This is a genomic window from Streptomyces sp. NPDC005955 (assembly GCF_042871255.1).
Taxonomy (GTDB): domain Bacteria; phylum Actinomycetota; class Actinomycetes; order Streptomycetales; family Streptomycetaceae; genus Streptomyces.
This window is the reverse complement of the sequence record NZ_JBIAIF010000009.1, coordinates 151,301-173,780: the sequence shown is the minus strand read 5'-3', so window position 1 is coordinate 173,780 and position 22,480 is coordinate 151,301. Positions and strand designations below refer to the sequence as shown.

Annotated in this window: 20 protein-coding genes; 10 read left to right on the top strand and 10 right to left on the bottom strand. The window is 73.7% G+C overall.

What is annotated here, in order from left to right; translation table 11 throughout:
* Positions 1 to 4: 4 nt before the first annotated feature.
* The 4 genes from ACFYOU_RS22315 to ACFYOU_RS22300 all read right to left on the bottom strand — a co-directional run bounded on the left by ACFYOU_RS22315 (position 5) and on the right by ACFYOU_RS22300 (position 4,740).
* Positions 5 to 1,594, bottom strand: coding sequence for an ABC transporter substrate-binding protein (locus tag ACFYOU_RS22315; protein ID WP_391307891.1), 1,590 nt, complete (start codon positions 1,592 to 1,594; stop codon positions 5 to 7).
* Positions 1,595 to 1,828: 234 nt separating this feature from the next.
* Positions 1,829 to 2,473: a helix-turn-helix domain-containing protein gene (locus tag ACFYOU_RS22310; RefSeq protein WP_391307889.1), complete on the bottom strand. Its 645-nt coding sequence runs from the start codon at positions 2,471 to 2,473 to the stop codon at positions 1,829 to 1,831.
* Between the two features lie 149 nt (positions 2,474 to 2,622).
* Positions 2,623 to 3,066: a hypothetical protein gene (locus ACFYOU_RS22305; RefSeq protein WP_391307887.1), complete on the bottom strand. Its 444-nt coding sequence runs from the start codon at positions 3,064 to 3,066 to the stop codon at positions 2,623 to 2,625.
* A 372-nt stretch (positions 3,067 to 3,438) separates the two neighbouring features.
* The gene (locus ACFYOU_RS22300; RefSeq protein ID WP_391307885.1) at positions 3,439 to 4,740 is read right to left on the bottom strand and encodes an alpha/beta fold hydrolase; all 1,302 of its coding nucleotides are present in this window, start codon (positions 4,738 to 4,740) and stop codon (positions 3,439 to 3,441) included.
* A 129-nt stretch (positions 4,741 to 4,869) separates the two neighbouring features.
* On the opposite strand from ACFYOU_RS22300, the gene ACFYOU_RS22295 reads away from it, so the two are divergent.
* The 4 genes from ACFYOU_RS22295 to ACFYOU_RS22280 are packed head-to-tail and all read left to right on the top strand — an operon-like array spanning position 4,870 to position 9,010.
* Positions 4,870 to 5,625 (top strand): heterodisulfide reductase-related iron-sulfur binding cluster, encoded by a 756-nt coding sequence (locus ACFYOU_RS22295; protein ID WP_391307884.1) that lies wholly within the window; start codon positions 4,870 to 4,872, stop codon positions 5,623 to 5,625.
* The gene (locus ACFYOU_RS22290; protein ID WP_391307882.1) at positions 5,622 to 7,145 is read left to right on the top strand and encodes an LUD domain-containing protein; all 1,524 of its coding nucleotides are present in this window, start codon (positions 5,622 to 5,624) and stop codon (positions 7,143 to 7,145) included. The genes ACFYOU_RS22295 and ACFYOU_RS22290 overlap by 4 nt, the downstream gene beginning before the upstream one ends.
* Positions 7,142 to 7,837, top strand: coding sequence for an LUD domain-containing protein (locus ACFYOU_RS22285; protein ID WP_391307881.1), 696 nt, complete (start codon positions 7,142 to 7,144; stop codon positions 7,835 to 7,837). Before ACFYOU_RS22290 ends, ACFYOU_RS22285 begins: the two co-directional genes overlap by 4 nt.
* A gap of 9 nt (positions 7,838 to 7,846) precedes the next feature.
* On the top strand, positions 7,847 to 9,010 hold the full coding sequence (locus ACFYOU_RS22280) for a betaine/proline/choline family ABC transporter ATP-binding protein (RefSeq protein WP_391307879.1): 1,164 nt from the start codon (positions 7,847 to 7,849) through the stop codon (positions 9,008 to 9,010).
* A 52-nt stretch (positions 9,011 to 9,062) separates the two neighbouring features.
* Here ACFYOU_RS22280 and ACFYOU_RS22275 read toward each other — a convergent pair whose 3' ends face one another.
* The 3 genes from ACFYOU_RS22275 to ACFYOU_RS22265 are packed head-to-tail and all read right to left on the bottom strand — an operon-like array spanning position 9,063 to position 11,438.
* Positions 9,063 to 9,995 carry a glycine betaine ABC transporter substrate-binding protein gene (locus tag ACFYOU_RS22275; protein ID WP_391307878.1) on the bottom strand — a complete coding sequence of 311 codons (933 nt, stop codon included), beginning with the start codon at positions 9,993 to 9,995 and terminating at the stop codon, positions 9,063 to 9,065.
* A gap of 59 nt (positions 9,996 to 10,054) precedes the next feature.
* A complete protein-coding gene (locus tag ACFYOU_RS22270; protein ID WP_389768963.1) occupies positions 10,055 to 10,732 on the bottom strand; it encodes an ABC transporter permease in 678 nt (225 codons plus the stop codon).
* 25 nt (positions 10,733 to 10,757) lie between these two features.
* A complete protein-coding gene (locus ACFYOU_RS22265; RefSeq protein WP_391307876.1) occupies positions 10,758 to 11,438 on the bottom strand; it encodes an ABC transporter permease subunit in 681 nt (226 codons plus the stop codon).
* A 164-nt stretch (positions 11,439 to 11,602) separates the two neighbouring features.
* On the opposite strand from ACFYOU_RS22265, the gene ACFYOU_RS22260 reads away from it, so the two are divergent.
* Positions 11,603 to 12,454 carry a L,D-transpeptidase family protein gene (locus ACFYOU_RS22260; RefSeq protein ID WP_391307874.1) on the top strand — a complete coding sequence of 284 codons (852 nt, stop codon included), beginning with the start codon at positions 11,603 to 11,605 and terminating at the stop codon, positions 12,452 to 12,454.
* A gap of 37 nt (positions 12,455 to 12,491) precedes the next feature.
* Here ACFYOU_RS22260 and ACFYOU_RS22255 read toward each other — a convergent pair whose 3' ends face one another.
* Positions 12,492 to 13,250, bottom strand: a complete 759-nt coding sequence (locus ACFYOU_RS22255) for a DJ-1/PfpI family protein (protein WP_391307872.1) — start codon at positions 13,248 to 13,250, stop codon at positions 12,492 to 12,494.
* A gap of 498 nt (positions 13,251 to 13,748) precedes the next feature.
* Here ACFYOU_RS22255 and ACFYOU_RS22250 point away from each other — a divergent pair, with 498 nt between their 5' ends.
* Positions 13,749 to 16,886, top strand: coding sequence for a BTAD domain-containing putative transcriptional regulator (locus ACFYOU_RS22250; RefSeq protein WP_391307870.1), 3,138 nt, complete (start codon positions 13,749 to 13,751; stop codon positions 16,884 to 16,886).
* Here the strand turns inward: ACFYOU_RS22250 and ACFYOU_RS22245 are convergent.
* A complete protein-coding gene (locus ACFYOU_RS22245; RefSeq protein ID WP_391307868.1) occupies positions 16,784 to 17,326 on the bottom strand; it encodes an SRPBCC domain-containing protein in 543 nt (180 codons plus the stop codon). The two genes, ACFYOU_RS22250 and ACFYOU_RS22245, sit on opposite strands and share 103 nt — an antisense overlap.
* A gap of 122 nt (positions 17,327 to 17,448) precedes the next feature.
* Positions 17,449 to 18,228, bottom strand: coding sequence for an SDR family oxidoreductase (locus tag ACFYOU_RS22240; RefSeq protein WP_391307867.1), 780 nt, complete (start codon positions 18,226 to 18,228; stop codon positions 17,449 to 17,451).
* A gap of 300 nt (positions 18,229 to 18,528) precedes the next feature.
* Here ACFYOU_RS22240 and ACFYOU_RS22235 point away from each other — a divergent pair, with 300 nt between their 5' ends.
* The 4 genes from ACFYOU_RS22235 (at position 18,529) to ACFYOU_RS22220 (ending at position 22,471) form a co-directional block, all read left to right on the top strand.
* A complete protein-coding gene (locus ACFYOU_RS22235) occupies positions 18,529 to 19,395 on the top strand; it encodes a universal stress protein (protein ID WP_391307865.1) in 867 nt (288 codons plus the stop codon).
* Between the two features lie 284 nt (positions 19,396 to 19,679).
* On the top strand, positions 19,680 to 21,371 hold the full coding sequence (locus ACFYOU_RS22230) for a VanW family protein (protein WP_391307863.1): 1,692 nt from the start codon (positions 19,680 to 19,682) through the stop codon (positions 21,369 to 21,371).
* 264 nt (positions 21,372 to 21,635) lie between these two features.
* A complete protein-coding gene (locus ACFYOU_RS22225) occupies positions 21,636 to 22,193 on the top strand; it encodes an RNA polymerase sigma factor (protein WP_389769703.1) in 558 nt (185 codons plus the stop codon).
* Positions 22,190 to 22,471, top strand: a complete 282-nt coding sequence (locus ACFYOU_RS22220) for a hypothetical protein (protein WP_387010839.1) — start codon at positions 22,190 to 22,192, stop codon at positions 22,469 to 22,471. Before ACFYOU_RS22225 ends, ACFYOU_RS22220 begins: the two co-directional genes overlap by 4 nt.
* The last annotated feature ends 9 nt before the right edge of the window (positions 22,472 to 22,480 follow it).

Below are 22,480 nucleotides of genomic sequence, written 5' to 3'. Positions count from 1 at the left end.
TCGGTCACTGCTGGGGCTGCCAGTCCTCGACGTTCCACCAGGGCCCTGAGGCGAGGCCGTGGTCGTGCGGCTCGATCTGGGTGGTGAGGGAGCCGAAGCGGTCGTCGACGACGTACAGGTGGTCGATGTGGGTGAGGAAGGTGTAGCCGGGGTTCTTCACCAGTTCGCGCTGGACGGTGTCGTACGCGGCGCCGCGCACCGCCCGGTCGCCGCTGCGGCGGGCGTCGTCGAGGGCCTTGTCGACGGCGGGGTTGTCGTACCAGGCCATGTTGTTGAAGCCGTCGCCCGCGAGGTCGGACTTGAGGAGGGTGTACTGGTCGAAGTCCGGGTCGGCCGGGGAGCCGCCGCCGGCGAGGACGGCGTCCTCGGGCATCCGGGGCTCGATGACCTCCCAGGTGCCGGCCTGCACCTTGATCTCGATGCCCGCCTTCTTGGCGTCGGAGGCGTAGGCGAGGGCGTGGTCCTGGCGGAGCTTGTCGCCGGAGACGTACCAGAGCGGGAAGGAGGCGCGGACTCCGTCCTTCTTGCGCACGCCGTCGCCGCCGGCCTTCCAGCCCGCGGCGTCGAGGAGCTTCTTGGCCCGGTCGAGGTCGTGGGTGCGTTCGGTGCCCTCGGTGAACCACTCGCTGTCGGTGGGGACGGGGCCGTACGCCTCCTTGCCGGCGCCGTTGAGGATCGATTCGACCATGGCGCCGCGGTCGACGGCGATGTCGAGGGCGCGTCGGATCGCGGTGTCGCCGGTGACCTCGTTGCCGGTGGGCAGGGTGACGACGCGGTAGTCGAAGGTCTTGGCCGCGTGCGTCTTGCGGTCCCCGTCCTTGGCGAAGGTCTCGGCGAGGTTCGGCGGGAGGATGGCGCCGTCGAGGTCGCCGGAGCGCAGCCGGGTGGCGCGCACGTCGTCGTCCTTGATGACGGCCATGGTGAAGTTCTTGACCTTCGGCGCGTCGCCCCAGTAGCCGGGGTTGGCCTTGAAGGAGATCTTCTCGCCCTTGGACCAGGTGACGAGCTGGTAGGGGCCGGTCCCGACGGGCTTGGTGGTGAAGGGGCCGTTGTTGACGTCCTGGCGGCCCGCGACGTGCTCGGGGGCGATGGGCAGGACGGTCCGCTCGGCGAAGGGGGCGTACGGGTACTTCAGCCGGAAGACGACCGTGTCCTCGCCCTCGGCCTCGACCGTCTTCAGCGCGTCGAGTTCGCCCTTGGACGCGTTGTTCGTCTTCGGGTCGAGGATGGTGCGGTAGGTGAAGACGACGTCCTTGGCCGTGAAGGGCTTGCCGTCGCTGAACTTCACGCCGTCGCGCAGTCGGTAGGTGTAGGTCAGCCCGCCGTCGCTGACCTTCGGCAGTTCGGCGGCGAGCGCGGGCCGCAGGTTCATCTCGGCGTCGTGGGTGAGCAGCCCGTCGAAGATCTTCGAGTTGCCGTCCTTGCCGAAGCCGAGCAGCGGGCTCAGGCTCTCGGGCTCGTAGGCGATGCCGACGACGGCGGAGTCACCCACGGACCCGTCCTCGCCGCCGGGGGCCGAGCAGGCCGTCGCGGTCACCGCGACGGCGGTCGCCGCCGCCACGATGCCCGCGCCACGTATCGATCGGGCCCTCATGCCGCTCCACCCCTAGCATCCTGGTGATTCTTTGATGATCAAAAGTTATTGCGAGTGATTCGCAATTGTGCATTATGCATGAGGTAACGGTCACCGAGCGAGGGGCATCCCTCCGCGGGCGCACGGCCGTTCGCCCGGCGCGGCGGGGACGCACCGGGTGGCGGGGACGGTGGTGTGGGGGACCTCACAGCAGGGGGCGGAGCGCGTCGCCCCGTCCGCACGCCGGTCGGTGGATCAGCCGGACCCCTGGCCCTCACCCCCGGCGCGGGTCGGACGGGCGCGTACGTGCATCCGCTCGCCCTGCGGGCCGAAGAGGCTCAGGTACTCGACCGCCCCCTCTCCCGTGGAGCCGAACCAGTGCGGCACCCGGGTGTCGAACTCCGCCGCCTCCCCCGCGCCGAGCACGATGTCGTGCTCGCCGAGGACCAGCCGCAGCCGGCCGGCCAGCACGTACAGCCATTCGTAGCCCTCGTGGACCCGGGGGTCGGGGGGCTCGGCCAGCCGCGCGGGTTCGACGACCTTGTACGCCTGGAGGCCACCGGGCTGGCGGGTGAGCGGGAACAGCGTGCGGCCGCCCCGGTGGATCGGCTTCGACCTGACCCGGGGGTCGCCGGTGGGCGGGGCGCCGACCAGTTCGTCGAGGGGGACCTGATGGGCGCGGGCGAGCGGCAACAGCAACTCCAGGCTCGGTTTGCGCAGCCCGGACTCCAGTCGGGACAGGGTGCTCACCGAGATGCCGGTCAGGGCACCGAGGCCGGCGAGGGTCACCCCCCGCTCCTTGCGGAGTTCCCGCAACCGGGGCCCCACCGCTGCCAGCACTTCGTCGGTCCGGTCCCGGTCGTCCCCGTCCGGGACCGGACCCTGCTCGTCATCCGTCACGTGTTCATTGCAGGTTCGGCAAAGCCGATTGTCAATCGCGCATCGTCGGCGAGAGCGCGCACCCCTGCCCGCGCCGGGTCGGTGCCCGACGCGGTGACGGACCGGGCCGGTCGGGTGACGGCCCGACGACCCGTGCGAGCGGCCGCCCGTCAGGACTGGTAGCTCGGGTCCAGACGGTAGAGCGTCGAGCCGACCTCCGTCATCACGCTGTCGGCGACGGCTCCGTCCTGACACGCCACGCCGAGGTCCGCCTCGAAACGGGTCACATCGGGCCGCGCGGGCTCGTCGGCGCCCTCGCCGCGCTGGTCGGTGAGGATCTCGGCGGCCATCACCCAACGTTCCGGGGAGGTCATCTGCTGACGGAACTGGTCACAGGTGGTGTCGGCGGTGGGCCGCTTCCAGGTCTGTTCGTAGCTGCCGTCGGGGCCCGGCTTGGGCAGGGCCTGCTTGGACGCGCTGGCGGGCGCGGAACTGCCGGCGTCGGCAGCGGTGCTGGACCGGTTGTTACCGGAACCTCCCGAAGTGTCGGTGCCGCAGGCGACGAGCGCCAGGGACAGGGTGGTGACAGCGAGCAGAGCGGAGCTGGTGCGCATGGTGTGCCCCCCATGTGAACGGTGCTTTTGGAGCGACATTCTGGAGGGAAAAGGATCGTCCGAGCACGAATCCGAACGCTTCGTTTCCTACCCGTAACGCAGCGCTAAAGTGGTCTGGACCAGCACTTTTGTCCTCGGGAAGGGTTCCGGAGGGGCTGGGGACGCCCCTCTCTCCGCTGCCCAGCAGGCATTTGACGCCCCGTCGGGCACCACCGTCACCCGTGCGCGCGCCGGGGCGCACGCCCCGCGCGGACACAGACGTCATTCCGGACCCACGCGCACCCCGAGCCGGGGCGCGCGCCGCAGGAGCATCCCCGGGGCGGCCACCTCGGTACGGGCCTCGGCGCACGCCCCGGACCCCGCGCTCCTGCTTCAGACCTCGTCGCGGACCAACGCCAACAGCCGGTCCAGGACCCGACCGCCCCCGACGCGCACCCCGTCGTGCTCGAACTCGTCGGTGACCCAGGTGCGCAGCCCGCGTACGGTCCGGGCGGTGGCCAGCGAGTGGGCCGTGTCGACGTACATGTCGTCGTGGTAGACGGCCGCGGCGACCGGCACCTCGTTGCGGGCGAGGCGGTCCGCGTCGTAGAGGGGCGTCCAGTCGGTGCGTTCGGCCAGCAGACCGGCGGTCTCCCGCAGCGGGCGCAGGGCGGGGTCCGCCGTGAACATCCACGGGTGGACGGTCTCCCCGGTGAACAGCAGCGGCCCCTTCCCGGCCCACGTCCTCGCCGCGTCGAACTCCGGGAACTCCGCCCGGACCCGCTCGGCCGACCAGCCGGTCGCCCGGTGGTCCTGGGCGTAGATGGACTCGTGGACCACCGCGTACAGCGGATGTCCCGCGTGCGAGAGGAGGGCGTGCACCTCCTCCAGGAACGCGTCCGCGAGGGCCGGTCCTGACGGGGTGCGCACGAAGGCGTGCTCCAGGAGGTAGTGCAGACGGTGGCTGCCGTCGCCGCTGCCGAGGAGGATGCCGAGGGACTGGAACGCCTCCACCGTCAGCCGGTAGCCGCCGCCGGTGACGACCTCGTGTTCGGCGAGGTGAGCGGCGATCCGCCAGGCCCGCTCGACGTCCATGGGATAGCGCAGGTAGTGGGCGCCGACCTTCCGGGAGATCCGCGGGTACGCGGCCCGGTAGACGTCGTCGGCATGGCCGTCCAGGGACGGCAGTCCACCCGTGATCAGGGCCGCCGACAGCCCCTCGGGGGCGGTGGACAGATAGCTGGTGGCGCAGAACCCGCCGAAGCTCTGGCCGAGCACGGTCCAGGGCGCGCCGCCGGTCAGGACCGGGCGGATCGCCTCGCAGTCCCGGACGATGGAGTCCGAGCGGAAGCGGGTCAGGTAGTCGGCCTGTTCCCGGGGCCCGCCGCGCGCGGGCAGCGTCTGGCGGGTGGCCGGCGTCGAACGGCCGGTGCCCCGCTGGTCGAGCAGCAGGACCCGGTACTCCTCCAGGGCGCGCGGCAGCCAGGCCGAGGCACCGGCGAAACGGTTCGCGCCGAACCCGGGACCGCCCTGGAGGTAGACCAGCCACGGCAGGCCCTCGGGGTCCCGCCCCGGGGCCACGGCCTCCCGGGCGAACAGTTCGATCTGCTCGCCCGCGGGCTGGTCGTGGTCCAGCGGGACGCCGAAGTGGTGGTCCGTGAAGACGACGCCCGGCTGACGGTACGAAAGCGGCACGGGGTTACTCCTGCGATGCTCGGTTTGTGGGATTGTGCGTCAAGTTGACCACAGGGCCCGCCGTGCCCGCCGCGCGCCCGCGGCGCGTAGGGTGCGACCCAGTCGCCGACCGAGGAGGCGTGCCCCACGATGCGTGTCGCCCTGTTCCTGACCTGCGTCAACGACACGCTGTTCCCGGACACCGGGCGGGCCGTGGTCGCCCTGCTGTCCCGGTTGGGGGTGGACGTCGACTTCCCGCTGGCCCAGACCTGTTGCGGACAACCGCAGTACAACACCGGCTACCGGCGCGACACGGAACCGCTGGCCCGGCACTACGCGGACGTGTTCGACGGCTACGACGCGGTCGTCACCCCTTCGGGGTCGTGCGCGGCCATGGTGCGGGAGCAGTATCCGCGGCTCGGTGAGCGGGCCCGGGCGGAGGGCCGCGGCGGCGGGTTGGCGACGGCCCTGGCCGCGGTCGTGCCGAAGACGTACGAGTTGACGGAGTTCCTGGTCGACGTGCTGGGCGTGACCGACGTCGGCGCCCACTACCCGCACACCGTCACCTACCACCCCACCTGCCACGGGTTGCGTTCGCTGCGGCTCGGCGACCGGCCCCTGCGGCTGCTGCGGGCGGTGCGGGGGCTCGAACTCGTGGAGTTGCCGGGGGCCGAGGAGTGCTGCGGCTTCGGCGGCACCTTCGCCGTGAAGAACCCGGACGTGTCGGTGGCGATGGGCACCGACAAGGCGCGGGCCGCGGAGGGCACGGGGGCGGGGGTGTTGTGCGCCGCCGACAACTCCTGTCTGCTGCACCTCGGCGGCATCCTGAGCAGACGCGGGGCCCGGGTGCGCCCCGTGCACCTCGCGCAGATCCTGGCCAGCACCGAGGGGAGCACCCCGTCATGAGCGGCACGTTCGTCGGCATGCCCGCCTTCCCGGTGGCCGCGCGGGAGGCGGTGCGGGACGCCACGCTGCGCCGCAACCTCCGGCACGCCACCCGCACCATCCGGGACCGCCGGGCCCGCGCCGTCGACGAGCTGTCCGACTGGGCGCAGCTGCGGGAGGCGGGCCGGCGCATCAAGGACCACACCCTGCGCCATCTGGACCACTACCTGCTGCAACTGGAGGAGTCGGTCACGGCGGCCGGCGGCACCGTCCACTGGGCGGCCGACGCGGCCGAGGCGAACCGGATCGTCACCGATCTGGTGACGGCGACCGGCCACCGCGAGGTGGTGAAGGTCAAGTCGATGGCCACCCAGGAGATCGGGCTGAACGAGGCCCTGGCCGCCGAGGGCGTCCGGGCGTACGAGACGGATCTCGCGGAGCTGATCGTGCAGCTCGGCGACGACCGGCCCTCCCACATCCTGGTCCCGGCGATCCACCGGAACCGGGGTGAGATCCGGGACGTGTTCGCCCGTCGGATGGGCGACTGGGGGCGGCCCGCACCGGACGGGTTGACCGATGCGCCGGCCGAGCTGGCGGAGGCGGCGCGGCTGCACCTGCGGGAGAAGTTCCTGCGGGCCCGGGTGGGGATCTCGGGGGCGAACTTCATGGTGGCCGAGACCGGCACGATGGTCGTGGTCGAGTCGGAGGGCAACGGCAGGATGTGCCTGACCCTGCCGGAGACCCTGATCTCCGTGGTCGGCATCGAGAAGGTGGTGCCCACCTGGCAGGACCTGGAGGTGTTCCTCCAGACCCTCCCCCGTTCCTCGACGGCGGAGCGGATGAACCCGTACACGTCGATGTGGACGGGCACCGCGCGGACGCCCGACGGGGACGGGCCGCGCGCGTTCCACCTGGTGCTCCTCGACAACGGCCGCACCGACACGCTCGCCGACGAGGTGGGCCGGCAGGCGCTGCGCTGCATCCGCTGTTCGGCGTGCCTGAACGTCTGCCCGGTGTACGAGCGCGCGGGCGGCCATGCGTACGGGTCGGTGTACCCGGGCCCGATCGGCGCGATCCTCAGCCCGCAGCTGCGGGGAACGGGCAGCGCGGTCGACGCCTCCCTGCTGTACGCGTCGTCCCTGTGCGGGGCGTGCTACGACGTCTGTCCGGTCGCCATCGACATCCCGGAGGTGCTGGTCCGGCTGCGCGAACGGGTGGTCGAAGGGGGGCCGGTGGTGCGCCGGGGCACCAGGGTCGTGCTGCGGCCGGCGCGGGGGCACGCGGCCGAGCGGGCGGCGATGCGGGTCGCCCGCTGGGCCTTCACCCGTCCGACCGCCCTGGCCGCCGGTCAACGGCTCGCGTCCCGCACCCGACGGCTGCACCCCCGCAGGCTGCCCGGCCCCGGCCGGGCCTGGACGGCGGGCCGCGATCTGCCGCCGGTCCCGCCGGAGTCGTTCCGCGACTGGTGGCGCCGCACCTCGGGCGGCCGGGACACCGGGCCGGGCACCACGGACGGCACTGACCGGGGGGCCACGGCGTGAACGGCAGGGAACGGGTGCTGGGCCGGGTGCGTCGGGCCCTCGCGGACGAGCGGGGGGAGGGTCCCGCCGCGCCCACGTCCGCGTCGACGGGGCCCCGGGAGCATCTGTGGACCCATGGCGAGCGGAGCGAGCGGGAGCGCACCGCACTGCTGGCGGAGCATCTGACGGAGTACCGCGCGCACGTCCACCGGACCGACCCCGACGGGCTGCCGGAGCTCATCGCCCGGCTGTTGGACGCGCGCGGCGCGAGGCGGGTGCTGGTGCCGGCGGGGCTGCCGCCGCACTGGCTGTCGGCGGTGGTGCAGGAGCCCGTGCCCGACCGGGCCGAGGACACCGCCGCCGCGCTGGACCGGGTCGACAGCGTCCTGACGGGGTGCGCCCTGGCGATCGCCGAGACGGGCACGCTCGTGCTGGACGGCGGCCCGGACCAGGGGCGCCGCCGGATCACGCTGGTCCCCGACCACCACGTCTGCGTCGTGCGGGTTCCGGACCAGGTGGTGTGCTCGGTGCCGCAGGCCGTCGCCCGGCTGGACCCGACCCGGCCGCAGACCTGGATCTCAGGACCGTCGGCGACCAGTGACATCGAGCTGGACCGGGTGGAGGGGGTGCACGGACCGCGCACCCTGGACGTGGTGCTGGTGGGCTCCGAGGGGCCCGGACGTGCGTGTGCGGGGGACGGCGGCCCCGGCTAGCGTGAGGGAATGATCCGGTTCGAGCAGGTCGGCAAGCGCTACCCGGACGGCACGACAGCGGTGGACGGCCTGGACTTCGAGGTGGCGCGGGGGGAACTGGTCACCTTGGTGGGACCGTCGGGCTGCGGCAAGACGACCACGATGATGATGGTCAACCGGCTCATCGAACCGAGTACGGGACGCATCTTCGTCGACGGCGAGGACGTCGCCGCGGTCGATCCCGTGCACCTGCGCCGTCGGATCGGCTACGTCATCCAGCAGGTGGGCCTGTTCCCGCACCGGACCGTCCTGGACAACACGGCGACCGTGCCCGCCCTGATCGGCTGGAAGAAGGCCCGGGCGCGGGCGCGGGCCGCGGAACTGCTGGAGCTGGTGGGGCTGGACCCGGCGACGTACGGTGCCCGCTACCCCGACCAGCTCTCCGGTGGGCAGCGGCAACGGGTGGGCGTGGCCCGGGCGCTCGCCGCCGACCCACCGGTGCTGCTGATGGACGAGCCGTTCGGCGCGGTGGACCCGGTCGTCCGGGAGCAGTTGCAGGACGAGTTCCTCCGGATGCAGGCCGCGGTGCGCAAGACGGTGCTGTTGGTGACCCACGACATCGAGGAGGCGGTCCGTCTCGGTGACCGGATCGCGGTGTACGGGCGGGGCCGCATCGAGCAGTACGACACCCCGGCCGCGGTGCTCGGCACGCCGGCCACCCCCTACGTCGCCGAGTTCGTCGGCGCCGACCGGGGGCTCAAGCGGTTGTCGGTGACGTCGATCGAACCGGACGACCTGGAGCAGCCGGTCGTCGTGCGCACCGGGGAGGCGGCCGATCGGGCGGCGGCCCTGCTGCGGGGCGAGGGGGCCCGTTGGGGCGTGGTGCTGGACGCCGACGGGGATCTGCACGGCTGGGTCGGCGCGGACGAGTTGGCGCTCGCGGAGCCCGGCGCCGCGGTCGGGGACCTGGCCCACCGGATGAACGCCTGGGTGCCGATCGGTGCCCCGTTGAAGCAGGCGTTCGGGGTGATGCTCCAGCACGACGCGGGCTGGGTGGCGGTCATCGACGGGGCCCGGTTCCTGGGGGTGTTGACCCCGGCGAAGCTCCACGAGGCGCTGCGGCGGTCGGTGGACGCGGACGCGCGGGGCGTGGCGCGGGACGAGGTGTCGTTCGACTCGGTGTCGGACGTGTGAGGGTCGGGGGCGTGAGGGTCGGGGCGGTGGGCGGACGGGGGGTGCGTGCGGTTCAGAGGAGGCCCTGTTCCTTGAGGTAGGCCCGGGCGACGTCCTCGGGCAGGCGGCGCCAGCTGTCGACCTGCTGGTTGAGCGAGGCGAGGTCGGCGGTGGTGAGGACCTCGTTCACCCGGTCCAGGACCCGGGTCACCCCCTGGGCGCCCACCCGGGCCCGGTTGACGACGGGGACGACGTAGTCGGCGTTCTGGAGGTGCTTGTCGTCGGCGAGGATGACCAGCCCGAACTCGGAGAGCGTCGCGTCGGTGGTGGTGGTGAGCACCATCTGGTCCTGCCCGCTCTGCACCGCCTTCTTCGCCTGGGTGGTGCCGACGCCCTTGGGGTCGATGCCGGTGATGTCGATGCCGTACACCTCCTTCAGGCCGGGTTCGCAGTACGGGCGCTGCACGCACTCGTCCCCGGCCGCGAGCCGCACGGGCAGTCCGGAGCGTCCGAGGTCGCTGAGCGTCCTCAGTCGGTGCTCACGGGCGTAGGACCCGGCCACCGCGAAGGCGTTCTGGTCGACGGCCCGGCCCGGGTCCAGGACGGTCAGGCCCCGGGGCCCGGCGAGCCGGCGCAGGGCGGCCATGGTGGTGCGCAGGTCGGGTGAGCCGACGGGTGCGGCGTCGGGACCGTTCTCCTTGGCGTTCAACCAGTCGGCGAACGTCGCCGCGTACTCCGGGACGACGTCGATCTGACCGGATTCCAGGGCGGGTTCGTAGAGTTCGCGGTTGGCTACGGTGAGCAGTCGCGTCCCGTACCCGGCGTGTCGCAGGAGCAGTGCGTACATCTGGGCGAGCAGATCGCTCTCGGTGAAGCCCGCCGAGCCGACGACGAGGTCCTTGCTGTTCCCCGGCGGTGCGGTGACCGCGTCCCGGGTCTCCAGCGCGGGTCCGCCGGCGCAGCCGGCCGGAAGGAGCACCAGGCCCAGCACGACGCACACGCGCATGACCCGCGCGCCCCGACTGACACGGCTGACACGGGTGCGACGGGCTACCGGACGGCGGGTCACCGGGCCGCCCGGGCGCGGGTCCGGGCGGGCGCCAGCCGTTCGACGACCTCGAAGACGCCCTCCACCAGCAGGGCGAAGAGGGCGACGAGGACGGCGCCCGCGACCACCATGGGGGTACTGGCCAGGTTGAAGCCCGCGGTGATGATCCGACCGAGTCCGCCGCCGCCCGCGAGGGCGGCGATGGTGGCGGTGGCGACGAGTTGCACGGCCGCGATGCGCACTCCGGTGAGGATCAGGGGCAGTGCGAGCGGGAGTTCGACCCGCAACAGGACCTGCCGTCCCGTCATGCCCATGCCACGTGCGGCCTGGACCACGCCCCGGTCGACGCCGCGCATCCCCACGTAGGCGTTGGTGAGCAGCGGCGGCACGGCGAACAGCACCAGTGCGACGACGGTCGGGCCTTCCCCGTACCGGCCGATCGGAGTCAACAGCAGCAGGACGAGGACCGCGAAGGTGGGGACGGCCCGGCCGATGTTGGCGAGGTTGACCGCGAGGGCGCCGCCGCGGCCGAGGTGGCCGAGCACCAGGGCCACGGGCAGGGCGATCAGACAGCTGACGACCAGGCAGACGACGGTCAGCGCGGCGTGCTGGAGCAGCCGGTGGCCGATGCCGTCGGTGCCGGACCAGTGCGCCGGATCGGTCAGCCACTGCCAGGCCTCGGTGAGGGTGTTCAGGGCCGCACCCCCCGGGTCCGGGACGTCACGCGCGGGAGGCCCGCGTCCAGGGCGTGAGCAGTCGCTGCACGCCGAGCAGCAGGACGTCCGCCAGGACCGCGATCACGACGCAGAGCACGGAGGCGGTGAGGACCTGGGCCTTGAAGTAGGTGTTCATGCCCGCGTAGATGAGGTTGCCGAGCCCGCCGAACCCGACGATCGCCCCGACCGTGACCAGGGACACGGCGGAGACCGTGGCGATGCGCAGCCCCGCCATGGCCGCGGGCAGCGCGAGCGGGAGTTCGACGGAGAGCAGGAGGCGGACCGGTCCGAAGCCGAGGCCGCGGGCCGCCTGCCGGGTCTCCTCGGGGACCGCCCGCAGCCCGGCGAGGATGTTCCGCACCAGCAGGGTCAGCGAGTACAGGACGAGTCCGGCGACGACGAGGGAGGCGGACAGTCCGTACGCGGGCAGCAGCAGCGAGAACATCGCGAGCGACGGAATGGTGTAGAGCACGGTCGTCACCACCAGGACGGGGCCGGCGGCCCAGTGCCAGCGGCGGGCCGCCACGGCCAGCGGGACGGCCACGACCAGGGCGATCAGGACCGCGAGGAAGGTCAGCTGGAGGTGCTGGAGCACCGCGTCGGCGAGGATCTGGCTGCGGGTCGTGAGGTAGTCGCCGCAGATCCATTCGTTGCGGGCGAGGCAGTCGTCCGGGGGCGCGGTCATCTGCTCATTCCAGCGTGGCGGGCCGTCACCCGCCCGGTGGGCTGGGCCGTTCGGGGGCATCGGCCGGGTCGAAGCCGGGGGGACGGGGGATTCCCCGGCGCGGACGGGCACACATGGGCACACCGGTGGGTCGGGTGTCGGCCCCGTGATCGAGAGGTTCCGTCGTGTCCGCGAGCTCCGTCCGCTTCCGCCCGTCCAGGACCCGCACCGCCCGGGGGCTGCTGGCCGCCGCCTCCTGTGCCGCGCTGTTGCTCACCGGGTGTTCCGGCACCGCCCGGCAGCCCGTCGAGGGAGCGACGAGCGGGCGGGCGGCCGGTGAGGGGGCGGTGAGCGGGGACAAGGACGCGTCGCCGCGGGCCGGTGCACGGGGTTCGGCCGGCCCACCGGTCGCGGGACGGCCGGGGCCGGCGGCCACTGCGGCAGCGGCGGTGCTGCCCGGGCTCGGGCCGCGCACCGGGGCCCGGGTGCCGGCGAAGGCACGGCAGGCCCTGGTGGTGACCGGCGCCGGGCGGGACTCCAGCGCGAGCACGGCGGCCCTGCACCAGCGGGACGCGCACGGCGTCTGGCGGCCGGCGGCCGGTCCCTGGCCCGCGCACAACGCGCTGCGCGGCTGGACGGACGACCACCGGGCGGGCGATCTGCGCACCCCGGTCGGCGTGTTCGGGCTCGGCGACGCGGGCGGGCTGCTGCCCGACCCGGGGACGAAGCTCCCGTACGACCAGGACGAGCAGTTCGGCGACTCCGGCACGGGCTATCTGGACGAGTCGTTGGAGGGCTCCTTCGACTACGTCCTCGCCATCGACTACAACCGGGTGCCCGGTACCTCGCCGCTGGACAAGACCCGCCCGCTCGGTCTCGGCAAGGGCAGTGGCATCTGGCTGCACGTCGACCACGGCGGGCCGACCAAGGGCTGTGTGTCGTTGCCCCGCGGACGGATGCGGGAGCTGTTGCGCCGGCTCGACCCGGCGTTGCACCCGGTCGTGGTGATGGGGGACGCCGAGACCCTGCGGAAGTGACCGCGGGGCCCTCGGGGCCGTCCCGGCAGCGGGCGGGTCAGTCGGAGCGCACCCCGGTGCGCAGGGGGGTGCCCCGCTGTTCGAACTCCAACAGGTACTCCACGTCCGTCGCCGCCTTGGGGCTGACGTCGCGGGCCAGCAGGTGGATCGCGCCGTCGATGCCGGAGCTGACGCCGCCCGCCGAGACGAGGTCGCCGTCGTCGACGACCCGCACGTTGCGGACGTCGCACCCCTCGTCCCTCAGGTGCTGTCGGGCGCCGGTGTGCGTGGTGCACGGCCGGGTGCCGACGAGTCCGGCGGCGTGCAGCAGCACCACGCCCGTGCAGACGCCCAGGAGCGTCGGGCCGCGGCGGGCCGCCTCGCGCAGTCGGCGGGTGAGGACCCCGCGGCGGATCTCCGGCCAGATCCCGGGTCTGTTGCGGTCCCGGAAGCCGCCGCCGGGCACCACGATCACGTCCGTCCCCTCGGGGTCCCACTCCTGGGCGACCTGCACCTGGGTGCCGAAGGCGAGGGTGACCCGGGCCGCCGCGCCGCCGGTCACCAGTCGCACGCGCACCGGGTGCCCCATCGCGGCGGCGCCCGCGAACACTTCGTAGGGGCCGAACACGTCGAGTTCCTCGACCCCGTCGAACAGGACGATGTCCACGCGCAGCGGGTCCGCGGCGCCGCGCGGTGCGTCCGGGACAGCGGTGCGGGTGCCCGTGGCCGCCGCGGCCGGACCCGCTGCGGCGATGCCCGCGCCGAGGGCGGCCCCGGCGGCCGTCGCGAGTGCGCTCCTGCGTTTGATCCGGGTCACCGGAACCTCCGTGGCCTGGACGTCGTCCGGTGACGCCGTCCGATGGTGGTGTCGTGGTCGCTGAGGTAGTCGTGCCGGATGGGATGTGAGTTCCCCGAGTGACGGGGCGGGGGACGCGGTCCGGACCGGAGTCCAGTGGCCCGAAACGACCGATCGGCGCCGGAGCAACGGTTCGGCGGCCCGGTGGACGGACAGGCCCCCGAGGAGCCGGCGGCCCGCCCGGGAACCGGGGACCGACCCGAGGCCGGCCGCCGCACCCGCTGCGAGCCTTGAGGTGGTGCCGGTGCCGCGTCAACTGCCCTCTCGTCCGCGCGGGTTCGTCGGACGGGAGCCGGAGCTCCGGCGGCTCGGCCGTGCGGTGGACCCCGGGCCCGCGGCAGGGCGGTACGGCGGTGATCTCCTCGTTCGCCGGGACCCGGTCCGAGTCCGGACCGGGTCAGGGGCGGGGGTGCCGGCCCGTGCGCGGTGCGCCGATGACGACCCTCTAGGGTCACCCGTATGCGATTCGGTGTACTGGGCCCGCTGCTCGTGCTGACGGACGGGGGGACGCCCGTCCGGATCCCCGGGCTGAAGGTGCGGGCGCTGCTCGCCGCCCTGCTCGCGCACGAGGGCCGGGTGGTGTCCGTCGACCGGTTGATCGACGACCTCTGGGGCGACGCCCCGCCCGCGAAGCCGGCGGCGGCCCTCCAGGTACGGGTCTCGCAACTGCGCCGCGCGTTGGAGGAGGCCGAGCCGGGCGCCCGTGAGCTGGTGGTCTCCCAGGCTCCGGGTTATGCGCTGGTGGTGGCGGCCGACGCGGTCGACGCGCACCGCTTCACCACGCTGGTGGCTGCGGGCCGCCCCGCCGAGGCGTTGGCGCTGTGGCGGGGGGCCGCCTACGCGGACTTCGTCGACCTGCCGTTCCTGGGCCCGGTCGTCGCACGGCTGGAGGAGGCCCGCCTCACCTCGACGGAGGACCTCGCCGAGCAGCGGCTCGCGACGGGGGAACCGGTCGACGTGGCCGCGCTGGTGGCGGACCATCCGCTGCGGGAACGGTTGCGCGGGGTGCACATGACGGCGTTGTACCGGGCGGGGCGGCAGAGCGAGGCCCTCGCCTCCTACACGGAGTTGCGCACCGTACTCGCCGACGAGTCGGGGCTCGACCCGTCGCCCGAGCTCGCCGGGTTGTACCGGCGGATGCTGCGTCAGGACCCCGCGCTGGCCGCACCGCCCGCGGGCCGGCCGGCGACGAACCTGCCGGCGTCGGTGAGCGAACTGATCGGACGGGACACGGCCGTCGCCGAGCTCACCGGGGCACTGACCGCCCACCGGTTGATGACCCTCACTGGCTCCGGCGGGGTCGGCAAGACCCGGCTGGCCCTGGAGGTGGCCGGGCGGCTGGTGGCGGACCGTCCCGACGGGGTGTGGCTGATCGAACTCGCCGCCCTGGACCGACGCACCACGTCCCTGGCCGAGGCGGTGCTCGTCGCCCTGGACGTCCGGGAGGGTCCCGGTCACCCCCGTGACCAGTTGGTCGCCGCGCTCGCCGGCCGGGCGCCGCTGTTGGTGCTCGACAACTGTGAGCACGTGGTGGAGCCCGCCGCCGCACTCGTCGCCGACCTGCTGCGCTCCGTACCCGGGCTGCGGGTCCTGGCGACCAGCCGCGAGCCGTTGGGACTGCCCGGCGAGGTGCTGTGGCAGGTGCCGCCGCTGTCGCTGCCGGAGGGTGCGGGGCTCGACGACGTGGCGCGGTCCGATGCCGTGCGGCTGTTCCTCGCCCGGGCCCGGGCCGGCGCCCGGGAGTTCGCCCTCGACCCGTCGAACGCGGCGACGGTCGCCCAACTGTGTCGGCGGCTGGACGGCATCCCGCTCGCGTTGGAGCTCGCCGCGACCCGGGTGCGGGCCCTCGGGGTCGAAGAGCTCGTCGCCCGGCTCGACGACCGCTTCCGGCTGCTGGCCGGTGTCCACCGGGGCGCGCCGCCGCGCCAACAGACCCTGGTGGCGGTCATCGACTGGAGCTGGAACCTGCTCACCGATGAGGAACGCCTGGTCCTGCGGCGGCTGGCCGTGCAGGCCGACGGATGCACCCTGACGGCCGCCGAGGCGGTCTGCGCCGAGCCCGGGGTGGACGTCCTGGACACGGTGGCACGGCTGGTCGACCGTTGTCTGGTGACGGTCGTGGACGGGCCGGCGGGACCGCGCTACCGGATGTTGGAGTCGGTCGTCGCCTACTGTCTGCACCGGCTGACGGACGCGGGCGAGACGGACCGGGTCCAACGGGCTCACCGTGCGCACTACACCGCCCTCGCCGCCGAGGCGGACACCCGTCTGCGGGGCCCGGAACAGGGCCGTTGGTTGGCCCGTCTCACCGCCGAGTCGGCGAACCTGCGGGCGGCCCTGACGACGGCGCCCTCCGGTCAGTCGCTGCGGCTGGTCAACTCGCTGTGCTGGTTCTGGTTCCTGCGGGGACGCCTGTCAGAGGCCCGCCAGTGGCTGCGCACGGCGCTCGCCCGGGCGCAGGAGGAAGCCGACGGCGCCCCGGTCGGTGACGGGGAGGAACGGGCACGTGCCCGGGCCTGGTACGAGGGGTTCGGCCTGCTGTTGGGCGAGGGGGGTGATCCGGCGGTCGCCGAGGAGATCCACGATCCGCTCGCCCGGGCCCGGGCCCGGTTGTTCCTGTCGCTGGGCCCCGCGGACCTGCCGTCGGCCAGGGCCCTGGTGGACGCGGCGCTCGTGACCTGTCGTGCGCTCGGCGACGACTGGGGCACGGCGGTGGCACTGAGCAGACAGGCCCGCGACGCCTACACCGTCCGCGACCCGGCCGCGTTGGCGCGGACCAGCGAGGAGAGCGCCGCGCTGTTCGCCCGGCTCGGGGACGGCTGGGGAGCCATCCAGGCCGGCGAGTGGCGGGCCGGACTAGCGGAGAACCTGGGTGACCACGCCCGCGCCGCCGAGTTGTTCGCGGCGGACCTGCGGACCGCGGAGGACCTGGGGCTGTGGCCGGACGTGGTGCGTCGCCTCGCCTGGCTCGGGTGGCTGGCCATGGAGGACGGTGCGTACGACCGGGCCATGGAGTACGCGGGGCGGGCCCTGCGGCTGGCCGGGGAGCGGGGCTACCGGGAGGGGGAGGTGTTCGCGCGCATGGGGTACGCCTTCGCCGCGCGCCGCGCCGGGTTGCTGGACGTCGCCGAGGGGCAGTTGCGGCACTTACTCGACGGGGTCCCGGACGACGGCGAGCCCCCGCTGTTCCTGCCGAGCACCCTGCTGGAGCTGGGGCAGCTGCACGAGGGGCGCGGGCACCCCGACCTCGCGCTGCCGGTGCTGCGCCGGTCGTTCACCGCCGCCCTCGCGGTCGGTGACCCCCGGACGACCGCCACTGCCGTGGAGGTGGCGGCAGGTCTGGCCCCGCCCGAGCGGGCCGCCCTGTTCCTCGGCGTCGCGGCCGAGGCCCGCCGCACGCACGCCACTCCCGCCACGGCACGCGAGCAGCAGGGCGTCGAGCGGGCCGGGAAGCGGGCCGGGGCAGCGTTGGGCGGGGAGGCGTTCGACGCCGCCTACGTCCGTGGGCGGGGGCTGACGTTCGAGGACCTGGCGTCCCGGTGGCCGGCGTCCGACCCCTCCCCCGCCGGAGCCCCGATCGATCCGGCGACCGTCTGAACGGACAGGTACTCGTCGAGCCGGTCGAAGAACTCCAGCCAGCCCGCCCGGACCCGTGCGACGTGTTCGGCATCGGTGTTGACCCCGTGCTGGTGGAACCGCATCAGGGTCCGGGCACCGCGCCCCTCCAGGGTGAGGGTCGCGAGGAACGCGGGTTCCCCATCGGGGTGGTCCGGGTCACCGGTGGTGAACACCAGTCGGGCGGGGGCGTCCACCTGGCGGTAGCGCCCCCGCAGGACGGCCTCGAAGCCCTCCTCACCGACCAGGACGGCCCGCCACCGTCCGCCCGGTCGCACGTCGAGCGACACCCGCTCGACCGGGGTGGTCAGCATCCGGGGCCCGAACCACCGGGCGAAGCGTTCCGTTTCGGTCCAGGCCGCGTACACGTCCTCCCGGCCGGCGGCCACTTCACGGACGATCTCGTACTCGGTGCGGGGCATCGGTCTGTTCCCTCCGAACGGCTGGGCGCGCTGTGGTCGGACCACACCCTGCCGCGGGGCGCTTACGGTTCCCCTTCCGTCCGCTTGAGGTCCGACGGCGTCCGCGATCGGCCCCGTGGTGCTCAGTGCACGGAGAAGCCGCCGTCCACGAAGATCGACTGGCCGGTGACGTAACCGGAGGCCGAGCTCGCCAGGAACACGGCCGCGCCCGCGAAGTCCTCGGCGACCCCGTTGCGCCCGGTCAGGGTGCGGGACGCTAGGGCCGCCACTTTCTCCGGATCGGACGACAGCCGTTGGTTCAGGGGGGTCATCACGAAGCCCGGGACCAGGGTGTTGCAGGTGACGCCGTGCGGTGACCACGCCTCGGCCTGGGACCGGGCGAGGGACTCCAGGGCTCCCTTGGACACCCCGTAGGCACCGCTGTCGACGAACGCCCGGTGCGCCTGTTGCGAGCTGATGTGGATGATCCGGCCGAACCCCCGGGCCGCCATGCCGGGCCCGAAGCGCTGGCCGAGCAGGAACGGGGCTTCCAGGTTCACCGCCATCGTGGTGTCCCAGACGTCCTCGCCCAGTTCCCCCATCGGCGGGCGCAGGTTGATCCCGGCGCTGTTGACGAGGATGTCGGGCTCGCCGAAGGCCGCGGCCGCCTGCTCCGCCGCGGCGCGCACCCCGTCCCTGGTGCTGAGGTCGGCGCTGACCCAGGCCGCTCGGCAGCCGGCCGCCGTCAACTCGTCCGTCGTCGCCACGAGTTCCTGCTCGCCCCGGGCCACGATCACCACGCCCGCTCCGGCCCGGGCCAGTGCACCCGCGACGGCCCGGCCGATCCCCGAGCTGCCGCCGGTGACCACGGCCACTCGGCCGTCCAGCGAGAACAGCTCGGACAGATAGGTCTGTGAGGTCATGCCCGCACCCTAGAGGGGGCGCCGGGCCCCGGTGCGACGGCCCCGGCGAGGGCCCGGCAGAGGCGAACCGGTCCGGGTGGGCCCCGATCTGCCCTGCCGTCAGCGCGTCGTGACCGCCCGGGGCCGGTCCGGATCGGCTCGCTCACGGAGACGGGTACCGCCGACGCCCGCGAGGGCCTGACACGAAGGCGGGCACCGTTCTCGGGACGATCGGCCCTGCCCCGGCTCCGGCAGGTGGGGAAGGCTGGGGCACGGAGCGGTAGCGTTGCCGCTCCGTCGCGTCACGAGGAGGCATGGCAGATGACCCGCGCTATCGCTGTCGGGGTCGACGGCTCACCGGCGAGTGGAGCCGCCGTCGACTGGGCGGCCCGGGAGGCGTCCCTGCGGCGGCTTCCGCTCCGGATCGTCCACGCGCCGTGGTGGGAGCCCCGCGACTTCCCCGTGGTCGAGGGGGACGACGCACTGGACCGGGCCGCCGCGCAGGTGGTCTCCGAGGCGGGTGCACGGGCCGCGGACGGGCACCCGGAACTGTCCGTCACCACCGAGGTGCTCTCCGAAGCGCCGGTCGTGGCGCTGCTCGCCGCGGCCCGTGACTCCGAGATGCTGGTGCTCGGGTCCCGGGCCCAGGGTCCGGTCCTCGGGTTCCTGCTCGGATCGCACGGTCAGCGGGTGATCTCCGACACGACCCGGCCCGTGGTCTCGGTGCGGGCCGCCGAGGACGGCCCCCGCCCGGACGGGGAGGTCGTCGTCGGTCAGCAGGGCACCGCCGGGGACAGCGATCCGGCGCTCGGCTTCGCCTTCGGGGCCGCCGCTGCACGGGGTGTCGCGGTGCGGGCCGTGCGGGCGTGGAACCTGCCGCCGCTGCACGCGCTGAACCGCGAGTTCCTGCACCGCACCGATGAGGCGGGCGGCCTGGAGCCGCTGGAGCGCGAGGAACTACGGAAGGTGCTCGCGCCGTGGCGGGACCGCTTCCCCGAGGTGCCCGTGGTGGAACACGTGGAGATCGGGAGCGCCGGGCAGGTCCTGCTCGCCGCGGCGACCGGTGCGGAGCTCCTGGTCGTGGGCCGGCGGGCCCGCTACACCCCGACCGGTGGCCTCATCGGTTCCGTGGCCCATGCCGCCCTCCACCACGCCCGCTGCCCCGTGGCGGTGGTCCCGCACCAGTGAGCGGCCTCTGGGGCGCCCGGTCCGCGGACCGGGCGCCCCGGAGCCGGGCCGGCTCGACGGGGGCGGGCCCGACAGCGGCGGAGGCGGTGGCGGGCCCGCGGTTGCGGTGGCGGTGGCGGTGGCGGTGGCGGTGGCGGTCGGTGCGTAGTCGATCATCAGCCGGCCTGCGGCCCCTTCCAGCCATTTACCATTTGACTATATTTGGCACGGTAGGGTCGTGAGTACCATCGCACCGGCCGGGCCGCGTCCCGGCCGTTTCCGTGCCGGCCACCCCGGGGAGTTCCATGCGCCGCCGAATACATCCCGCTGCCGTCGTGGGCGGCGCCGCCGTGCTCGGAACGGGCGCGCTCTACCTCACCGGACTGCTGCTCACGGCCGAGGAAGCGCCCACCGGGACGAGCGTCCTGGGGGTGGACATCGGAGGGCTGGAGCAGGGCGAGGCCCGGCAGAAGCTCGACCGGGAGCTCCGGGCGGTCACCACGGCGCCGATCGACGTGACCGTCGGGGACGGCACCGACCGCGTGGCACCGGCTGCGGCCGGTTTCCGGGTGGACACCGAGGAGACCGCCGCCGACGCCACCAGGTCGGGCAAGGGCCCGTTCACGGTGATCGGCAACCTCTTCGCGTCGGACGGCGGTCCGGTCGATCCGGTGGTGCGCATCGACGAGGACCGGACCCGTCAGGCCGTGCAGGACCTGGCGGACAAGCACGACCGCACGGTGCGTGAGGGCGCCGTCACCTTCGACAAGGGGGCCCCGAAGGCCGTGCCGGCCCGTACCGGGCTGTCCCTGAACGTCGACGAGTCCGTCGACCTGCTGCGCGACGCCTACCTGTCGCCGGAGCCCGAGACCGTCACCCTGCCCGTGCGCGAGAGCGCACCGCGGGTCAGCGCGGCCGAAACGGAACGCGCGATGCGCGAGTTCGCCCGGCCCGCCCTGTCCGCGCCGATCGTCCTCACCACGGACCAGGGACGGATCACCCTCACCCCGGCCACGCTGAGCAAACACCTCAGCATGCGCCCGGACGGCAAGAACCGGCTCCAGCCCGAGCTCGACGGCGAGGCACTGTTCAAGGATCCGGCGGTGGTCGCCGCCGTCGACGCGGTCACGACCGAGCCGAAGGACGCGACCCTGCGGCTGGACGGCGACCGGGTCACCGTGGCGACGGACGGCACCCCCGGCCAGAAGGTCACGTCCGAGGCACTGAGCAAGGCCGTCGTCCCGCTGCTGACCGAGTCGGGAGCCGCCCGCACCGGCGAGGTGGCCACGGTCAAGAAGCAGCCGACGCTGACCCGTGCGAAGCTCCCCGAGCTCGGGTTGACGGAGAAGGTGTCGTCGTTCACCGCGAACTTCGAGAAGGCCGCGTACCGGACGAAGAACATCGGCCGGGCCGCGGAGCTCATCAACGGCTCGACGGTCATGCCCGGCGAGACCTGGAGCTTCAACGACACCGTGGGCGAGCGGACGACCGAGAACGGGTTCGTCGACGGGATCATCATCCTCAACGACAAGTACACCAAGGCGTCCGGCGGCGGCGTGTCGACGGTGGCCACCGCGATGTTCAACGCCATCTTCTTCGCCGGGGTCAAGCCCGTGGAGTACGGCGCGCACTCCTTCTACATCGAGCGCTACCCGGAGGGCCGGGAGGCCACGGTCGCCTGGGGCAGCCTGGACCTCAAGTTCGCCAACGACTCCGGCAAGGCCCTGCACATCCTGACGAGTTCCACCGACACCTCGATCACGGTGACCTTCCTCGGCACCAAGAAGTACGACTCGGTGGAGGCGAGCAAGGGACCCCGGACGAACATCAAGGAGCCCGGCACCCGGCCCGGCGCGGAGAAGGACTGCCAGCCGCAGACCCCGCTGGAGGGATTCGACGTCACCGTGGAGCGGATCTTCCGCAACGACGGCGTGGAGGTGAAGCGGGAGCCGTTCCACACCCGCTACACGCCGCGTGACGAGGTCACCTGCGACTGACCGCGCACGCACCAGAACCGCGGCCCGCGACCGGGCGCGCCCCGCACGGGTGCGACCGGTCGCGGGCCGCGGCGCGTACCGTCCGGGATGCAAGGCGCCGCCGGGGCGAATCCTTTCGCGGCTCCGGTGGCTCTCATGGGTGTGCCGACCACCCGGTGGGCACACCCCACCTGGAGGTAACCATGCTCGTCGGTGCGATCGTCACCGCCGCCGTGCTCGTCTGTCTGTGCACGGTGTACGCCCTGCGTCGACGGGGGCGGTCCCGTGGCTGACCGCAGTTGGCCCGGTGAAGGGCTGGTCCTGGCCGCGCAGCGCGGGGACGCCGGGGCCACGGCCGAGCTGGTCACCGGCTCCCATCCGCACGTACGGCGCTTCGCCCACTCGCTGTGCGCGTCGCCGGAGGACGCGGAGGACGCGGCGCAGGAGGCCCTGATCGTCCTCTACCGGAAGATCGGCATGCTCCGGGCCTCCGGCGCACTGGCCTCCTGGATGTTCCGCGTCGTCCGCAACGAGTGCCTGCGCCGGGTCCGGGCGCGGGTCCGGCGGGCGGACGCCCCCGCCCCCGATCCCGGCCTGCCCTCCGCGGAGGACCAGGTGTTGGAGCGGTTGGAGGCCCAGTGGGTGGTGGACGCGATCCTCGCGCTCCCCGCCGAGCAGCGCCGGGTACTGATCATGCGCGACATCCAGGGGCAGAGCGGGCGGCGGACCGCCGAGGCGCTGGGCCTGTCGACCGCCGCGATGAAGTCCCGGCTGCACCGGGCGCGCAGCACCCTGCGGGAGCGCCTCGCCGCGGCGGGTCCGGTTCCGGGGGACCCGTCGTGACGGGCGCCCCCACGTTCGCCAGCCGGTCCGTTCCGGTGCACCTGCTCCGCGGCCTGGTCGGATTCGGTGCGCTGGCGGCGTCGGTGCTCCTGCTGCCCGTCACGGGGGCGTGGAGCCTGCTGCTCGCCCCGGTCGGTCTGCTGGCCCTGCGCGGCTGCCCGATGTGCTGGACGGTCGGCCTCGTGCAGACGGTCTCGCGGGGACGGCTGCGGCGGTCGTGCACGGCCGGACGGTGCGAGGTGACCGTCGCCGGCCGGACGCCCCCGACGCAGGGGTGAGGTCGCGGG

Bases quoted from the DNA above. Each gene is read 5' to 3' on its own strand.
- ACFYOU_RS22315 (WP_391307891.1), bottom strand. From the start codon at position 1,594: ATGAGGGCCCGATCGATACGTGGCGCGGGCATCGTGGCGGCGGCGACC.
- ACFYOU_RS22305 (WP_391307887.1), bottom strand. From the start codon at position 3,066: ATGCGCACCAGCTCCGCTCTGCTCGCTGTCACCACCCTGTCCCTGGCG.
- ACFYOU_RS22295 (WP_391307884.1), top strand. From the start codon at position 4,870: ATGCGTGTCGCCCTGTTCCTGACCTGCGTCAACGACACGCTGTTCCCG.
- ACFYOU_RS22290 (WP_391307882.1), top strand. From the start codon at position 5,622: ATGAGCGGCACGTTCGTCGGCATGCCCGCCTTCCCGGTGGCCGCGCGG.
- ACFYOU_RS22280 (WP_391307879.1), top strand. From the start codon at position 7,847: ATGATCCGGTTCGAGCAGGTCGGCAAGCGCTACCCGGACGGCACGACA.
- ACFYOU_RS22275 (WP_391307878.1), bottom strand. From the start codon at position 9,995: ATGCGCGTGTGCGTCGTGCTGGGCCTGGTGCTCCTTCCGGCCGGCTGC.
- ACFYOU_RS22265 (WP_391307876.1), bottom strand. From the start codon at position 11,438: ATGACCGCGCCCCCGGACGACTGCCTCGCCCGCAACGAATGGATCTGC.
- ACFYOU_RS22250 (WP_391307870.1), top strand. From the start codon at position 13,749: ATGCGATTCGGTGTACTGGGCCCGCTGCTCGTGCTGACGGACGGGGGG.
- ACFYOU_RS22245 (WP_391307868.1), bottom strand. From the start codon at position 17,326: ATGCCCCGCACCGAGTACGAGATCGTCCGTGAAGTGGCCGCCGGCCGG.
- ACFYOU_RS22240 (WP_391307867.1), bottom strand. From the start codon at position 18,228: ATGACCTCACAGACCTATCTGTCCGAGCTGTTCTCGCTGGACGGCCGA.
- ACFYOU_RS22235 (WP_391307865.1), top strand. From the start codon at position 18,529: ATGACCCGCGCTATCGCTGTCGGGGTCGACGGCTCACCGGCGAGTGGA.
- ACFYOU_RS22230 (WP_391307863.1), top strand. From the start codon at position 19,680: ATGCGCCGCCGAATACATCCCGCTGCCGTCGTGGGCGGCGCCGCCGTG.